We start from the raw sequence: 14,316 nt of genomic DNA, 5'->3' as shown, positions 1-14,316 counted from the left end.
CATCGATACTCATCCGCTGGGCTGCCACGGTGGGACGATGATCCATGTGCTGTTCGGTGGCAGCTTCCCGCTCGATCGAACGCACCAGCGCCTACCGCTCCGCATCACCGAGGAAGCGAACGACGTCGTCCACGAAACGTGGATGCGAGACCGTGCCGAGGTGGCCGGTGCGCGGGTACAGGATCAGGCGTCCGGCCGGGATGCAGTCGGCGGTGCACCGGAAGATATCGGTGGTGTAGCAGCCATCGCGGTCGCCGGCGATGACCAAGGTGGGGGCCGCGATCTCGCCGAGTCTCGCGGTGAGATCGAAGCTGTCCTCGGCCAGCAAGAAGCGGTGGGTGTCGGCCGGTACCTTCGGCCGCACCAGCGGATCGGCCAACCACATCGCCGCCGCCACCAGACGCGCACCCATCGGATTGCCGACGGTGGACGACGCCATGTGATGCAGCGCACGCCTACCCGACAGAATCGCTTCCGCATAGCGACGCTGACCGATCCGCAGGGACGCACCCAACTGGCACGCCGCCGACACCACTACGAGTTTGCGTACTACCTCGGGATGATCGGCGGCCAGCTGCAGGGCGATCGAACCCCCGGAAGACACACCGAGGACATCCACCGGTTCGCCGAATTCGGTGCGTATGGCGTCGGCATGTTCCCAGCACACCGACCCAATTACCGCTGGAGTCGAGTAGGCAGCTCTCCTGTGCGCGTCCGGAACAGATCGCCTCGACCACTTCGAGTGCGGGAGCCGGACGAGTCTCGTCATCGAAGACATAGTCGACCACCAGGTTGAAACACCAGCCTGTCTCCACTCTCGCCGACTCATCGTCGAACCGGCTGACCCGGATGCTTCCCCCTCGGTCATCGGGAATCTCCACGCGCGAAGAAAGTACTACCAGGTTCTCGTACAGATAGGTCCCGTCACTGCCCGAATTCGCCGACCAACGACGCCCGAATTCACTGGCATAACCACCGGTCTTTGTGCGTAGCGCGCTGGTGGCGAAATCGATCAACGGTCGCTGTTACCCCAGCCGCGTGACTTCAGGGTCGCGTGTACCAGGACGAGGTCGCGCTACGCAGCTTCATAGGGCGTGCCACGGCGGCAGGATCCCGGGAGTTTCGGAGGTGAACTGGTCAGCGCGGCGTGACGAGCTTCGCGCTGCGGAGGAGCCAGACCGCCGGGACCAGGCAGCACAGCAGCGCGAAGAGGCTCGCTTCCGGACCGAACGTCCCCCCGGTGAGTACCTCCGGTCCGGAAAGGACGGTGCGCAGCAGGCCGGGTTCGCCGTCGGCGCCGGATACCGCGGTGCCGAACACGCCGGACTCGGTGAAGTTCCAGGCGAAATGCAGGCCGATCGGCAGCCACAGCGATCGCGTGGCGGTGTAGGCAATGGCCAGCAGCGCGCCGCCTTCGACCGCGATGGCCAGGGCGCCCCATAGCGTGGCGTTGCTGTTGATCGAGTGTGTCAGACCGAAGATCAGTGACGAGACCGTGATCGCGACGATGCTGCCGGTGCGCTCCTCCAGGATGCGGTGCACCACGCCACGGAACAGCAGTTCCTCGGTGACCGCCACCGAGGCCATCGAGCCGGCCACGCCCAGGCAGGCCCCGAACGAGCCACCGGTGACGTCGGCGTCGGTGAACAGGGCGGCGAGCAGCATCGTCGCGAGGAAAGCCCCGGCGCCGATGAGTACGCCGTGCCCGAGCCCGCGCCACCGCCCCGCGGCGGCCAGTTCGGTGACCGCCGGCCGGTTCTCGACACGGCGGGACAGCCACGTGTAGGCGAAGATCGCTCCGGCGGCCGCGCCGATCCCGAGGGAGAAACGCAGCACAGGCACACCCGAAACGAGCGCGTCCAGCCCCCGGGCGGCGATCAGCAACACGATCGTTCCGACGAGCAGAACCGGCACCCGGAACCGCTGTATCGGCGGTTTTCGCTCGGTGGGGATGGCCATTGAAAATCCTCTCGCCGTTGTGCAGTACGGCGAGGCTACGAACGAGCAGAGCCGCGTCGCATCACTCCACGGGAGACTTCCCGGTAGTACTCGAGGGGGACACCGTACTGTCCGCTCGCTCTTCGGTCAGGCCCTCGAGGCGCGGCTTCGCGAGGCGTGCGAGTCCGGCGTCGGCGACATCGGTGAGAACGCGACGACCGCGTGCTGCCAGTTACCCGTACCCGAGGTCGTCACTATCGTGAACGAGAGAGTCACCATTCAGCCACTCGGAATAGTGGCCTCGCGAATCGGAAAGACGGCATCGGATCATGGCAGAAGACCTGACCGTGACTCGGACGCTGGTGATACCCGCATCCGAGTTACGCGAGCGGTTCTCACGCTCGTCCGGCCCGGGTGGGCAGCACGTCAATACCACCGACAGCCGGGTCGAGCTGTCGTTCGACCTCGCCAACTCGCCCTCCGTGCCGGAGTCGCTGCGCACCCGGATGCTCGACCGCCTGGCAACCCGCCTGGTCGATGGGGTGCTGACGATCGCCGCTTCGGAGCACCGCGCACAGCTGCAGAACCGCGCAGCCGCCCGCGAACGCCTGGCCGCGTTACTGCGCGACGCCGCTGCCCCTCCGCCGCCCGTTCGCCGCGCCACCAAGCCCTCGCGCGGCGCGAAGGAACGTCGCATCGCCGCGAAGAAACGACGCGGCATCACCAAGCGAAACCGCCGCGCCTTTCCCGACGATTAGCCAGATCGGTGTGAGTACCCGATACACCACTGACAATGGAAGGCGGGCGATGGCCTCTCCAGGGGCGATCATCTCTACCGCCTCGTCGAGTGACACCCATCGGATCCTCGACGGCCGTTTCGGCAGCACCCACCGTCTCGACGGCAATTCGGTCACAATCGTCCATCGGCCAGCCGAAGATGCCGGTGGAGACCGCAGAGAAAGCGACAGCCTCGGCGCCCAATTATGGTGCCACGCGCCGGGATCCGCTGTAGCACAAGGCGAGCAACGCCGAGCGGTCCTCGGTGGCCGACCATACCGGGCCCCACGGTGTGGATCACCCAGCGCCCGGGCAGTCGTCCCGCGGTCGTCGCCACCGCCTGTCCGGTCGGCAGCCTCTTGCCGAGGTGCCCGGCGCGCAGGGCTCGGCACTCCGACAGGATCTCGGGTCCGCCCTTGCGGTGGGTGGCGCCGTCGACGCCCTCTACCGGGACACTTTCGCTGACGAGTCGTGATCGACTCTGTCCAGTAGATCTCCGGGTCGCATTGTGGCCTTGGCTGAGCGATGGGTGGTTCGACCGCCCACCAGTTCTGCCGGTTCACTGGAGTGTGAGTTGTTTCGAGATTCGCTGTGCAAGCTTTGGATTGAGCTGGCATGCTCGAAATGCGAACTGTAGCAAGGGGGATCATGAGCAGGGTGCCACCGGATTGGTATCCAGACCCGCAGAATGAGGGTTTCCTGCGATACTGGGATGGGCAGGCGTGGACGGCGGATCGGCGAGCCATGTCCGCGGACCATGCCCTATCCGGCGCTATGGACCAGTCGAAGGTCCCGCTGTTCGGAGCTCGCGCATATGCGAAGAGACAGGCGGATGCGCTGGCCGACGCACTCTTCGAAAACCGGCGGTTACGTGAACAGCTGGAGCAGATCGGCGGCCTCGGGATCGGCGACCTGCAGCGGTTGCAGGCTCAGCTCGAGGCAGAGATCGCTGAGCAGCAGGCAGTGCGGGACGACCTGGTGGAGCAGGTGGTCGATATGCGAGAGCAGCACGTCCTTCAGGAAATCGGGATCTACGAATACCGGCATCCTCTGTCGGACTCCGTCGCCTACCGTGACGAGTTGAGGCGTCTGCAGGGCGAGATAAAAGCGCTAGCTCGTCGGGACGGCGGCGCGATAGAGGCACCAAAGACGTGGGTGGTCGAAGGATCGGTCACCGATGGCCGCAGAATGATCCGCGAGTACTCGAAGCTGATGCTGCGCGCCTACAATGCAGAAGCCGAGAACCTGGTGCGTGGCCTGAAACCGTACAGGCTACGCAAGACGCTCGACCGTTTGGACCGGCTCGCTGACACTCTCGAGCGGTTCGGCGCGACCATGCAACTACGGATCGCTCCTGACTATCACCGGCTTCGTCGTCGCGAGTTGGAGCTGACCGCCGATCATCTCGAACTGCTGGCACGTCAGAAAGAGGCGGAGCGCGACGAACGCGATCGGCTACGCGAGGAACGCCGGGCGCAGGAGGAACTGGCTCGAGAGCAATCGAAACTCGAGCAGCAACAGGAAAGAGACCGCCAGGCTCTTTCTGGCCTCGAAGCTGCGGGGAATGCAGAAACGGATGCCGCGAACGAGCTACGCGAACGGCTGGCGGACCGGGATCGGGCCATCGCCTCTATCCAGGCCCGAGTGGACGATGTCCGTGCCGGATACGTGTACGTCATCTCCAATATCGGCGCGTTCGGCCCAGACGTGGTACAGATCGGGTTGACCCGACGGTTCCATCCGTACGAGCGGATCAGCGAACTCAGCAATGCGTCTGTGCCGTTCAAGTACGACGTTCACGCGTTGTTCTTCGACAAGGATGCTGCCGGTATCGAAGCCGAGCTCCACCGTCGGCTGGAGGACAAGCGCATAAACAAGGTCAATCGGCGCCGTGAATTCTTCCGTGTGACGCCCGCCGAGGTGCGAGAACACCTCCGGGAGGTGACCGATGGACTGCTCGAGTTCACCGAGACGCCGGAGGCCGATCAATACCGCCAGAGCCGCAATGCCCAGCAGGGCCCTGGTCGGCCGTAATACGGGCCGAACTACAACCCAACCGCTCATCGTCTCGACATGAAGGACGGAAGGTATGACGCAATCTGTGGACCAGGTAACCATCGAGACGGACGGCAGCGCCGACGATCTCTTCCAGCTCCTCGAATGGTTCAACGACAACGATGAACTGCGCGGCAGAGTGAATCTGCCCTCGAAACAAATTCGACCCGGGCAGATGGGTGGACTGACCGATGTACTGATCGTCGCGGCCGGAGCCGGTGGGGTCGCCACCGCGCTCGCCAGGTCGCTGACCACGTGGTTCACTGTCCGTAGGTCCAAGATCGCCGTAACTATCAAGGCCGGCGCGGGCCCCGAGATCACGCTCGATGCCGAACGAGTCAAGATGCCGGAAGTCGCGCAAGCACTGCGGTCCATGCTGGAGCAGCTCGACAACCGATAGAGGAGCGATGCGGAATCGAAACGGTTGGCGTGCCGCACTCATCGGGGTGAGCCGGTACTCCGATCCTCAGTTCCCGGACATTCCGGCTGCCGGCAACAATGTCCGAGACCTCGCCCGAAGCTTGACCGCTCCCGGGGCAGCATTCGACGAGGAGCACTGCACTGTGCTCAGCGATCCCGGGCAGAGCACCGAGGTCGGAAAGGCTGTCGCTGCCGCTGCGCGTGACGCCGAGGAGGTCCTTCTCGTCTACTACACCGGTCATGGTGTAGTAGACCGCCGCGGACGCCTGTACCTGGCACTTCCCGACACCGACCATGAACAGCCCGAATGGAGTTCGGTGGCATTCACGGTGCTTCGAGATGAGCTCATGGAAAGTCGGGCCCGCGCCCGAATCCTGATCCTCGACTGTTGCTTCTCGGGACGTGCGTTCGAAGCGATGAGTTCACCCGGTGCCGTGATCGGCGGACAGATCGATATCAGGGGGACCTATACCATCACGTCCTCTGCGCGGGACGAGACGTCACTCGCGCCGGAAGGTCATCGCTACACGGCTTTCACCGGTGCGCTGTTGAGCGCCGCGGCAGACACCGGACTGACCCTCGATCAGCTCTATCACAGGGTCGATCGGATGCTGTATCAGAACAGCCAGCCTCGCCCGCAGCGACGAAGCGTCAACATCGCCGGCGAGCTACGCCTGTTCACCGCGCCTGACCCCCAGCCGAACACGACCGCAGCTGTTGTGACCGTCCCGGCGACCGACGCGAATAGCGAGTCTCTGTTCGACAGCGCGCAGCACTCGGCCGACCAGGGAGACACGGTCGGAGCGGAAGCCCTGTGGCGGCGTGCCGCGGCGCAGGGGCACCTCGGTGCAATGAACAACCTCGCCAATTTGCTCATCGTGCGTAAACAGGCCACTGAATCCCATGACTGGTACCGCAAGGCTGCTGAGGCGGGGAGCCCCGAGGCCATGGGGAATCTGGCAAACCTGCTGTGCGAAGAGCAATTTCCAGAGGAGGCAGAGCGTTGGTGGCAGCGGGCGGGAGAAGCCGGGAACATTGACGCCATGTACAACCTGGCCGTCATGCTCGACCGGACTCTCCGGTTCGACGATGCCATCACCTGGTATCAGCGGGCGGCCGAATCCGGCCACACCGATGCGATGCACAACCTGGCGATTCGCCTCCGTCTCCGGGGACAGAGCGACGAAGCTGCAGCCTGGTGGCGCAGGGCCGGGCACAAGCGTGTGCAGCGCGCCAACGACAAACCACGTGGCCCGGTCTCCTGGACGCAGGCTCGGTGATAATCACCGAGATCGATGTGGACGGTGCTGTGCACCGGCTGATCGGCCTTGCCTCGACCACGCTCGCCTACGGCTCGCGCGGACGCTATGACCGGGCCAAGGCAGCTGAGGTGTTCGGTTCGCTGGTCCGCCTCCTCGGCCATGGAAGCCGCTGGTGGAGTAACACCGACGGCGCCGGTGGGTGGAACCCGGTGACACGGCACGTGTTCGACGCGGTGGTGATCGGTGTAGGCAGCGGGATCGTCGTCACGATCCTCGTTTTCGACGAAGACTGATCCGCCCTATCGCGGAACCGTCATCACGCGAGGCCGAGTCACAGTGTCCGGCAGATAGTGGGTCACTGTCTGCCTTGAATCACTACCGCCGGATTTCTGGCGGATGAGCCTCTACCCCCGGTCAGGTCAAGGGCATTCTGGCAGACTCGACCCGGCCCTACGAGGTGTCGGCGGCCGATTCGAGAATCGGACGGCAACTCCTTCGAGCCGACGACATGGGGGAGGATGGAAACCGGGTCTACCTGCGCAGGACGGGCAGGCGGGCCAGGCCGGATCATCGGCGAGCGCGGTTTCTGGCTCGCTCCGACCGAGATATCGAAAGCGAGCATTACACCGGCCGATGCGACATTATGGTCGCAGATCTGACTACTCAGGTCGCACACTGCGTTTTTCGACTGATCAGGGATCTGCGTGCATATGTTGAAGATATCGACCCGCACCATGCTCGGCAGCGTCATTGCCGTGCAACTCATTGTCGGTTCAGTGGGCGTCGCGGCGGCCGAGCCGGCCCCGGCGCCCGCGCCGGTCGCGCCGGTGCAAGCACCCGATGCCCCGGGGCCCGGGGCGGTGGCGCCCATCGCGGCGTGCATGGCGCCCGGCGACTCCATCGAACTCCGGGCCGGTCTGGGCGCCCTGCTCGGGACCGGGAGCGGCGCGATCGCAGGGCTGCCCCTCGCCTTTGTTGGGGCCATCCCGCTCGGGATCATCGGTGGCGTGATCGGCGCCATGGTCGGCTCGACCACCTACGCGCAGGACGCCTGGCGGGCTCCGCAGGGCTGCTGATCGGACGGGGCCGCGGGGCCAGCCCTTGACGGGGTAGGTGGCGTCGAGCCATTCGGTGAACGAAGGTCCGCCGATTCGGGCGTGCGGCCGGCCACCGACCCGCGGTCCTCCAGCAGCGCCCGATACACATCGACTACGGTCGCGGCGCAGCCGTACCTCCACGGCCATCCCTTGTGACCACTGGTCCAAATCACGGTGCAGCAGTGCGTTGGCGATCAGCTCGCGGAATGCGACCAGCGGATAGGGCGGTACGTCGATTTTACGGTGCCGTCGGGCCTGCTCACGATGGCGGTATCGAAGGTCTGTCCGGCCCACTCCAGAGCCGCGTCCAGCATGCGGGGGATCGGTCCGGTCAACGTGACCTGGTTGCGTGCCCGGGCGCCCGGTGGGTCGGTGGGCCCGGCCTCTGCGGCGGCGCGGATGCCGTACTGGGGAAACCACTGCTGGGGATAAGTGCCGAGCGCCAGAAGTCCGGCCAAGGTGGGGACGCCGTGGGTGAGGTTTCCCCGCTTCCTCGGAGGGCTCTGAGCATGGTCCGATAGGGCCAGGAAGGAGCCCCGCGTGGCAGCACCGAAGAAGTATCCGGACGAGTTGAAGGCTCGAGCGGTCCGCTTGTATCTGGAGTCGGACCCGAAGCCGACGATCCGCAAGCTCGCCCAGCAGCTGGGGGTCCATCACGAGGCATTGCGGAACTGGATCCGCCAAGCCGACGCCGGTCAACGGCCCGAGCCGGAGGCGTCCGATCTGGCCGAGGAGAACAAGCGGCTGCGTAAACAGGTCGCCGAGCTGGAGCGGGTCAACGACATCCTTCGCTCTGCGAGTGCGTATTTCGCCTCGGAGCTCGGCCAGACCCGGAGGTGATCGTGCGGTTCGTCAAGGACAGCCGGCACCCGGTCGAGCTCGTATTGCGGGTCCTCGGCATCGCCTCGTCGACCTATTACTGGTGGTGCAAACGCCTGGAACAGCCCTCGGCGCGCCAGGTCGCCGACGAAGCATTGCTGGCCGAGATCGCCGATATCCATACCAGCTCCGGCGGCACCTACGGGTCTCCACGCGTGCACGCGATGCTGGCCCGCCGCGGCATCTCCGTCGGCCGCAAACGAGTGGAACGGGTGATGCGGGGTGCCGGATTGCAGTGCGCGTTCCTGCGGAAACGGTGGCGCATCGCCTCGACACGAACCGATCCACGAGCAACGCCGGCACCGGATCTGGTCGAACGGGTCTTCACCGCGGACCGGCCGAACCGGTTGTGGGTGGCTGATGCGACCAGGATCCCGTGCGGGCAGGGCGCGTTCTGGCCGGCGGCAGTGCGGGATGCGTTCTCCACCGGATCGTGGGCTGGAAAACCTCGGACCGCTGCGACACCGAACTGGTGTTGGGCGCACTCGAGTTCGCGGTCTGGAGCCGCGACATCCGCGACGGCGAACGGGGCTGATGCACGGTCAGGTGACACTGTCACCTGACCGTGCATCAGCCCCAGTTTGCTCGCCGCGCACTATCAGGGTAAGCGGATGATCCTGCTGGAGAAGTTCGCGGTCAGCCGTGGGTCCGGGCTGTGAAACCTACCGGATCCGGCGGACCGGAGTGCAGCCGACCATCCTGCGCATGCTGCTCGACGCCGACGTGGCATCGGAGGACCTCTCCTCGCTGGAATACCTGCCCGGCGGGTCGAGTCCGCTGGACCCGGACCTACGCGCGGAGTTCGAACGCCGATTCGGCGTGGTCCTGCTGTGGGGTTACGGGGCAGCGGAATTCGCCGGTTCGGTCTGTGCGTGGACCGCCGACCTGTGCTGGGAATTCGGTGCCGGAAGGCGGGCGGCGTGGGCCGACCGCTGCCGGGTGAGGTCGGCTATGCCGACGGATCGCATCCGCACCGTCGAGCCGAGGCGATGACCGATCCGACTCCGGGCGTCGTCGCGCAAGCGCCGTGGCCGGCGATCGACGACGTCGCGTGACCGGCAGCCTGATCCCACGAATCCGGGACGCGCGCTCGGCGATTCAGCCCCAGGTGGCCTGGTCGGGCACGGTCGAGGTGACCACCTCATAGAAGAAGTGGCCGGGCCTCAGTTCGTTCATTCTGTGCCAGCCGCCCCATGGATCACGCTGATAGAAGCTGAACCCTCCCATGTCGGCGTCGAAGCAGACGATATCGGCGGTGCCGAACGGGCTCCAATAGACCTCGGTGCCGGGGCGCGGTGCCTCGAGTGGGGTGCGGAACAGGTGGCTGCACGGCGTGATCACCGGGTTGTACATGGAGGGCTGGGCGGCGGCGGACGGGGTGAGCGCGGTGAGTCCCGCCGCGGTGATCGCGGCGGCGACAAGCCCGTTGCGGACCGTAGAACGCATCTATTCTGCTCCATCTACTGGGTGGAAATGGTTCGCTCTCGCGTATCGGCAAATGCGCAGCTACTGTTACGTGCTGACGGCCGACGTGTAGGTAGCATCCTGCAGCATCGCCGCCGGAACGCAAGCGTAATCGAATTCACCCGGCACGGCGGCACTTCCAGGCAGCGCGAATCTCTCGCCGTACAGCCCGATAGCCTGATATCGACCGGCGGCGTGCCTGCGCCGAGCCCCACGGCCACCACTGTCGCACCCGTCGTGAGAGCGGCGACAGCATCGCCGAGGACCCTCGCGACGCCGGTGGTGTCGAGTACGTGGGTCACGCCGCCCATGCCGGTTCGGAATCCGCATCCGAATGGGGCCGCCGCGCATTTCCTCCAGCACTGTATGCGCGACCGGATGGCCAGCGGTGAAGCGCGTGCGGAACGTATTCACAGCGGCCTTCAGCGCGTAGACGAGTTCTTAATCGTATCGGGGCACGAATTGCGGCGGGAGGTGGCCATCGAGCCACGCTGTCGAGAGCTACTCATCGCTCTTCCTTCTCCTCTGCCTATTGGCCGACATCGGCGGGCATCTGCTGAAGATGCCGACCGACCCCGCGGCGTGAGGTGAGTGTTCCCGAATGCGGGCTGCACCGTTGTACCCGAGTGCTACTGCCGGTGGCCCATTCACAATGCGACGATCAGGACCACCAGATCGTCGCCGCGATCACCAGCAGCGGTAGTCCGATCGCGATGGCGAAGCCAACTGCCACCGGGGCGCTCATGGGCCCACCTTCGCGAAAGCCCAGCGGGCGAAGCTGAACTGCTACACCGCATCATTTACGGAGGTTGTCCAGGATCTTCCCGATCTGATACCGGCAGATCCGGTCGGCCTCGGCCTGGTCGAAAGCCTTGTCCGAGATGACTTCCACGTCGACGTCGACCAGGACATTGCTGTCCTTGATCGCCATTGTGTAGCCCAGATACCGGTCCGAGTCCGGAGGATTCCGGACTCCGTAGTACCCGCCCTCCCCAAGCCCGGTCACCGAACCGAACACGTAGTCATCGGGCAGTATTTCGGTATCCGACCTCTTGGCGCGATCGAGCTCCAACCCATACAGATCGGTCTCGAACGCCACATTGATCTTGAAGGTGACGTAGGCACTGTTCGGTCCGGAGTTCGTTGTACGACAGTCGATCGACGGACCGCCGTATTGCCCGGCGATATCTTCGTGGTGCACGAGTTCCGTCTGGTCCGGCGCCCATGGATCGAAGACCGTGGTATCGACCAGATGACAAGTATTCGTGACCCCTTCCGGCGAGTAGTCCCCGGCCCACGGGTCGGCTTCGTCATCGCCACCCGATCTCGATGCGACGACCCCGATGCCGACCACCGTGAGCACCAGAACCACCACCATGGCCACCACGAGCCCGATGATCAGGCCGACATTGCTACGGGAGCCCGGTGGACCGGGCATACCTGGATAGGGCGCAGGCGCGAATCCCATTGGCGACGACGGTCCTCCGTGTTGCCACAGCTGCGGCGGCGCTCCTCCCATCGGGTGTGGCTGTGGTTGCCCCGTCATGCCTGGACCGGGCGCCTGCATGTTCGGGTGGAACTGCGGACCGCCGGGAAACGGCTGCTGCCCACCGGGATACTGCTGCTGGACAGCGGGGCCATTCGGAGGCGTGGCCGCTCCGTGCGCTCCCCATGCGAAATCCTCGGCGCGGTTCTGCCCCCGCTGTCTTTCGTCGACCATCAGTACACCCTCTTTTGCAGCGCGGGGCTCCCCCGACCAGGATGGATAGTACCCATGCCGACCGGCGTTCGTGCTCGTTGGTTCCGGAGGCCGACGTGCGGAATCACCGGTATCCGGCAGGCTCGGCTGAGCGAGTCGACCGTTCACCGCCGACCACGAGGGCTTCAGTGCGCTGGGGCAGGCCGTCGCTTCGAGTAGCACCCGCCGCCGGGCCGCAGCAGGGCGCGAGCGACCGACGACACCGCGTGCGGCCGAGAAATGATCAAGACCTGTGGATGACGGGAAGGACGCACCTTCCCGGATGATCTATCAGTCCGAAGTCTTGATCATGCCGGCGCGCCAACGCCGGTCGGGAAGGTACGTCCGTGCTCACGGTAGTTCAGAACGTCGCCACTGGCGGCGAGGAGGCCGGTTCGACCCGGTCGTTTCGAGGAACATGGTCTGGCGCAGCGGTATCTGATCCAGGCACTTCGGACGACACGAGCAGCCGGTGACGCCGCGCTGGGCGCGGAGATCCTGGCGGCGATGAGTCACCAGGCGACCTACGTGGGTCGGCCCGGCGATGCGGTGGACCTCGCACGCGCAGCGCAGATCGCGGCCCGCTCGGCCGGCCTACCCGCGCTGGAAGCCGGATGCCACATGGTAGAAGCCCACGGCCACGCCGCTCGCTCCGATGCACGATCCTGCGAGGGCTCGTTGAACGCGGCCGAAGGCGCATTCGACCGGGACAGTCCCGTGTCTATGCAGGAGGCTTTCTGGTCGAGTCGCTGGACTTCGTGAACGTCGTCCGCGCCAATGCGGGTGCTGGTGTACGAGTTCGGATCCTGCTGGGCGAAAGTGACGCACCGGAGGTCGTAGCACGGGGCGTGAAGAAGGCTTGCCCTCGCTGGCGAAGCGGTGTGAGTCGATGCTGGAGTATCTTCGGGAAACGATGGACCTGCCGATGGTAGATATCCGGACGCATCGCACCCCGCTGTACAACAGCATCTACCGATTCGGCGACTCGCTGCTGGTCAACACCCACAGCTACGGTGCGTACGCGTCGAAATCTCCGGTTCAGCACCTCCAGAAGGTCCCCGGCGGACGACTCTTCGCCTACTACATGGGATTCGTTCGAGGCTGTTTGGAAGACAGGCCGCACCGCAACCTGACCTCATGGGACGGCGAATCGACTACTATCAGGACCCCCATGCACCGGCCGCGAACAGTGTCCGGCCGAGCGCAGCCGCATTCGTCCGAAGTGGCGGGGAAGTCCTGCTGATTTGCCGGTCCGCCAACGGCAACTGGTCCATGCCGGGAGGCGCGCACGACCCGGGTGAACTCCTCAGTCGCACCGCTGTTCGCGAGACTCGGGAAGAGACGGGAGTGGATATCCAACTAACCGGCATTGTCGGCATCTTCACCGATCCGACCCACGTCATCTATTACACGAGCAACTACGAGGTCCGTCAGGAATTCACCGTTGTGTATCGCGGCGAGCCGATTGGTGGCCACCCCACGACGAGCAGCGAGAGCACGCACGTCGAGTGGGTGCCAGTCGAGCAGATACCCGACTTACCGATGGACCGCAGCCAGCGCAAGCGCATCGACTGGGCAGAGCGAACCTCATATCGACCCCGATACGCGCTGAACGGCTGCACGTAGTCGCGGTTCCGCCTTCGTAATCGCGGTGTGAACGGCACTGCCGGGTTCGTAGCGCCGCAAGATTTCAGCGAGCCGCTCATCCACCGTGAAATCCTCTCCGTTCGGGCCCGTCGACAGGTCGGACCACCACAGGAAATCTGCGGCCTTGTCGAGCCCGGTCGCATTCGGGAGCCGGAACTCCTCGAATATGTCCGGGCTCAGGTCTCTCACTCCCGCCTCGACCTCCGCTGCCGTATGGAACGCGACCATATGGCACACGACCGGCGAGTACCCGAGTGACCGCAGCAACCGGGCACCGTCTATCGGGTGAAACCCGAGGTCAGGATGCCCGTAGCCGACGTCATGCAGGTAGGCGGCTGTCACCGCGTCCCCACGAAGGTCGACCGGCAGTAACTCCGCTAGGGACTCCATCCGCTGCCCCACCGCGACCGAGTGAGCCCGACGCGATTCGGTCTGCGGCGCCAGCAGGGCAGCCACAACCCGATTCACGGCCGAGATGGTACGCCCGGCATCACGGAAGCAAGCATGGCTTCCTTTCCTCGTGCTCGGGTGCCCTATTCGGACATCTCGAGCAGCGCAGGGTATCCATCGGCGGTGATTCGAACGCTGCTGGAGTACTCACCGGGCTGAAGGAGATCGGGGATGACGTAGGTCGCCCGAACGACCTCGCCGTTCTCGAGGAAGACGAGGATATTGCCCTGTTGCATGAACGTCTCGTCCATGTCGATCTTCCCCCCGACCTGGCGCTCGACGTAGTCGCGCGAGACCGGCTGGTGCGACACATAAACGGAATCCCAGTCGCCGCCGGTCAGCTCGCGAAGGCTGACCGACCCACCGTTCTGGCGGAGGTCGGCCAGTTGAGTCGACAGTGTTCGGTCTTCTTCCAAAGCAACCCCTTCATCATCGGAACACGCAGTCAGGGTCAGCACAGCGCATACGAACAACGTGAGCAGTACCGTCTTAGCCTCCCCTGTTCACGCCAATTCCGGCACGAAGTGCCGGAATTGGCGAAAGGGTGCTCTGACCTGCGATAGTTCGATTTGTTGAGGATCGAAGATCG

At 65.0% G+C, this 14,316-nt stretch carries 17 protein-coding genes and 2 pseudogenes; 11 read left to right on the top strand and 8 right to left on the bottom strand.

Annotation, left to right across the window (positions count from 1 at the left end):
* Window positions 1-91: 91 nt before the first annotated feature.
* Entirely contained in the window at window positions 92-667 is a 576-nt protein-coding gene (locus ACYR7D_RS28255) for an alpha/beta fold hydrolase (RefSeq protein WP_459547540.1), read from the bottom strand.
* 470 nt (window positions 668-1,137) lie between these two features.
* Complete coding sequence (locus ACYR7D_RS28250; RefSeq protein WP_459547539.1) at window positions 1,138-1,959, bottom strand: CPBP family intramembrane glutamic endopeptidase; 822 nt, start codon at window positions 1,957-1,959, stop codon at window positions 1,138-1,140.
* Window positions 1,960-2,267: 308 nt separating this feature from the next.
* On the opposite strand from ACYR7D_RS28250, the gene arfB reads away from it, so the two are divergent.
* Window positions 2,268-2,696, top strand: coding sequence for an alternative ribosome rescue aminoacyl-tRNA hydrolase ArfB (gene arfB / locus ACYR7D_RS28245; RefSeq protein WP_459547538.1), 429 nt, complete (start codon window positions 2,268-2,270; stop codon window positions 2,694-2,696).
* A 106-nt stretch (window positions 2,697-2,802) separates the two neighbouring features.
* On the opposite strand, the pseudogene ACYR7D_RS28240 reads toward arfB, so the two are convergent.
* Window positions 2,803-3,157: pseudogene (locus tag ACYR7D_RS28240) on the bottom strand (macro domain-containing protein); the annotation flags it as partial.
* Between the two features lie 173 nt (window positions 3,158-3,330).
* On the opposite strand from ACYR7D_RS28240, the pseudogene ACYR7D_RS28235 reads away from it, so the two are divergent.
* The 6 genes and pseudogenes from ACYR7D_RS28235 to ACYR7D_RS28210 form a co-directional block, all read left to right on the top strand.
* Window positions 3,331-3,450 (top strand): annotated as a pseudogene (locus ACYR7D_RS28235) (DUF2510 domain-containing protein); the annotation flags it as partial.
* A gap of 39 nt (window positions 3,451-3,489) precedes the next feature.
* Window positions 3,490-4,749, top strand: a complete 1,260-nt coding sequence (locus ACYR7D_RS28230; RefSeq protein WP_459550323.1) for a DUF4041 domain-containing protein — start codon at window positions 3,490-3,492, stop codon at window positions 4,747-4,749.
* 55 nt (window positions 4,750-4,804) lie between these two features.
* Window positions 4,805-5,170, top strand: coding sequence for an effector-associated constant component EACC1 (locus ACYR7D_RS28225; protein WP_459547537.1), 366 nt, complete (start codon window positions 4,805-4,807; stop codon window positions 5,168-5,170).
* Window positions 5,097-6,470: a caspase, EACC1-associated type gene (locus tag ACYR7D_RS28220; protein WP_459547536.1), complete on the top strand. Its 1,374-nt coding sequence runs from the start codon at window positions 5,097-5,099 to the stop codon at window positions 6,468-6,470. Before ACYR7D_RS28225 ends, ACYR7D_RS28220 begins: the two co-directional genes overlap by 74 nt.
* The gene (locus ACYR7D_RS28215) at window positions 6,467-6,745 is read left to right on the top strand and encodes a hypothetical protein (protein ID WP_459547535.1); all 279 of its coding nucleotides are present in this window, start codon (window positions 6,467-6,469) and stop codon (window positions 6,743-6,745) included. The genes ACYR7D_RS28220 and ACYR7D_RS28215 overlap by 4 nt, the downstream gene beginning before the upstream one ends.
* A 417-nt stretch (window positions 6,746-7,162) precedes the next feature.
* A complete protein-coding gene (locus ACYR7D_RS28210) occupies window positions 7,163-7,528 on the top strand; it encodes a hypothetical protein (protein WP_459547534.1) in 366 nt (121 codons plus the stop codon).
* Between the two features lie 215 nt (window positions 7,529-7,743).
* Here ACYR7D_RS28210 and ACYR7D_RS28205 read toward each other — a convergent pair whose 3' ends face one another.
* Window positions 7,744-8,007 carry a hypothetical protein gene (locus tag ACYR7D_RS28205; RefSeq protein ID WP_459547533.1) on the bottom strand — a complete coding sequence of 88 codons (264 nt, stop codon included), beginning with the start codon at window positions 8,005-8,007 and terminating at the stop codon, window positions 7,744-7,746.
* A gap of 82 nt (window positions 8,008-8,089) precedes the next feature.
* On the opposite strand from ACYR7D_RS28205, the gene ACYR7D_RS28200 reads away from it, so the two are divergent.
* The 3 genes from ACYR7D_RS28200 (at window position 8,090) to ACYR7D_RS28190 (ending at window position 9,421) form a co-directional block, all read left to right on the top strand.
* Entirely contained in the window at window positions 8,090-8,389 is a 300-nt protein-coding gene (locus ACYR7D_RS28200) for a transposase (RefSeq protein WP_459547532.1), read from the top strand.
* Window positions 8,390-8,391: 2 nt separating this feature from the next.
* Window positions 8,392-8,991, top strand: coding sequence for an IS3 family transposase (locus ACYR7D_RS28195; RefSeq protein WP_459547531.1), 600 nt, complete (start codon window positions 8,392-8,394; stop codon window positions 8,989-8,991).
* A gap of 121 nt (window positions 8,992-9,112) precedes the next feature.
* Window positions 9,113-9,421, top strand: coding sequence for an AMP-binding protein (locus ACYR7D_RS28190; RefSeq protein WP_459547530.1), 309 nt, complete (start codon window positions 9,113-9,115; stop codon window positions 9,419-9,421).
* 105 nt (window positions 9,422-9,526) lie between these two features.
* Here the strand turns inward: ACYR7D_RS28190 and ACYR7D_RS28185 are convergent, their stop codons facing one another.
* Window positions 9,527-9,874 (bottom strand): hypothetical protein, encoded by a 348-nt coding sequence (locus ACYR7D_RS28185; RefSeq protein ID WP_459547529.1) that lies wholly within the window; start codon window positions 9,872-9,874, stop codon window positions 9,527-9,529.
* Between the two features lie 814 nt (window positions 9,875-10,688).
* Window positions 10,689-11,330, bottom strand: coding sequence for a hypothetical protein (locus ACYR7D_RS28180; RefSeq protein WP_459547528.1), 642 nt, complete (start codon window positions 11,328-11,330; stop codon window positions 10,689-10,691).
* Between the two features lie 1,437 nt (window positions 11,331-12,767).
* Between ACYR7D_RS28180 and ACYR7D_RS28175 the strand changes: the two genes are divergently transcribed.
* Complete coding sequence (locus tag ACYR7D_RS28175) at window positions 12,768-13,256, top strand: NUDIX hydrolase (protein WP_459547527.1); 489 nt, start codon at window positions 12,768-12,770, stop codon at window positions 13,254-13,256.
* On the opposite strand, the gene ACYR7D_RS28170 is transcribed toward ACYR7D_RS28175, so the two are convergent.
* Together ACYR7D_RS28170 and ACYR7D_RS28165 are read right to left on the bottom strand one after the other, a co-directional pair.
* Window positions 13,218-13,745 carry an HD domain-containing protein gene (locus tag ACYR7D_RS28170; protein WP_459547526.1) on the bottom strand — a complete coding sequence of 176 codons (528 nt, stop codon included), beginning with the start codon at window positions 13,743-13,745 and terminating at the stop codon, window positions 13,218-13,220. The genes ACYR7D_RS28175 and ACYR7D_RS28170 overlap by 39 nt on opposite strands.
* 65 nt (window positions 13,746-13,810) lie before the next feature.
* Entirely contained in the window at window positions 13,811-14,185 is a 375-nt protein-coding gene (locus tag ACYR7D_RS28165) for a hypothetical protein (protein WP_459547525.1), read from the bottom strand.
* Between the last annotated feature and the right edge of the window lie 131 nt (window positions 14,186-14,316).

The sequence above is a fragment of the Nocardia sp. X0981 genome (assembly GCF_977089955.1).
This window is presented reverse-complemented; position numbering and strand designations above follow the sequence as displayed.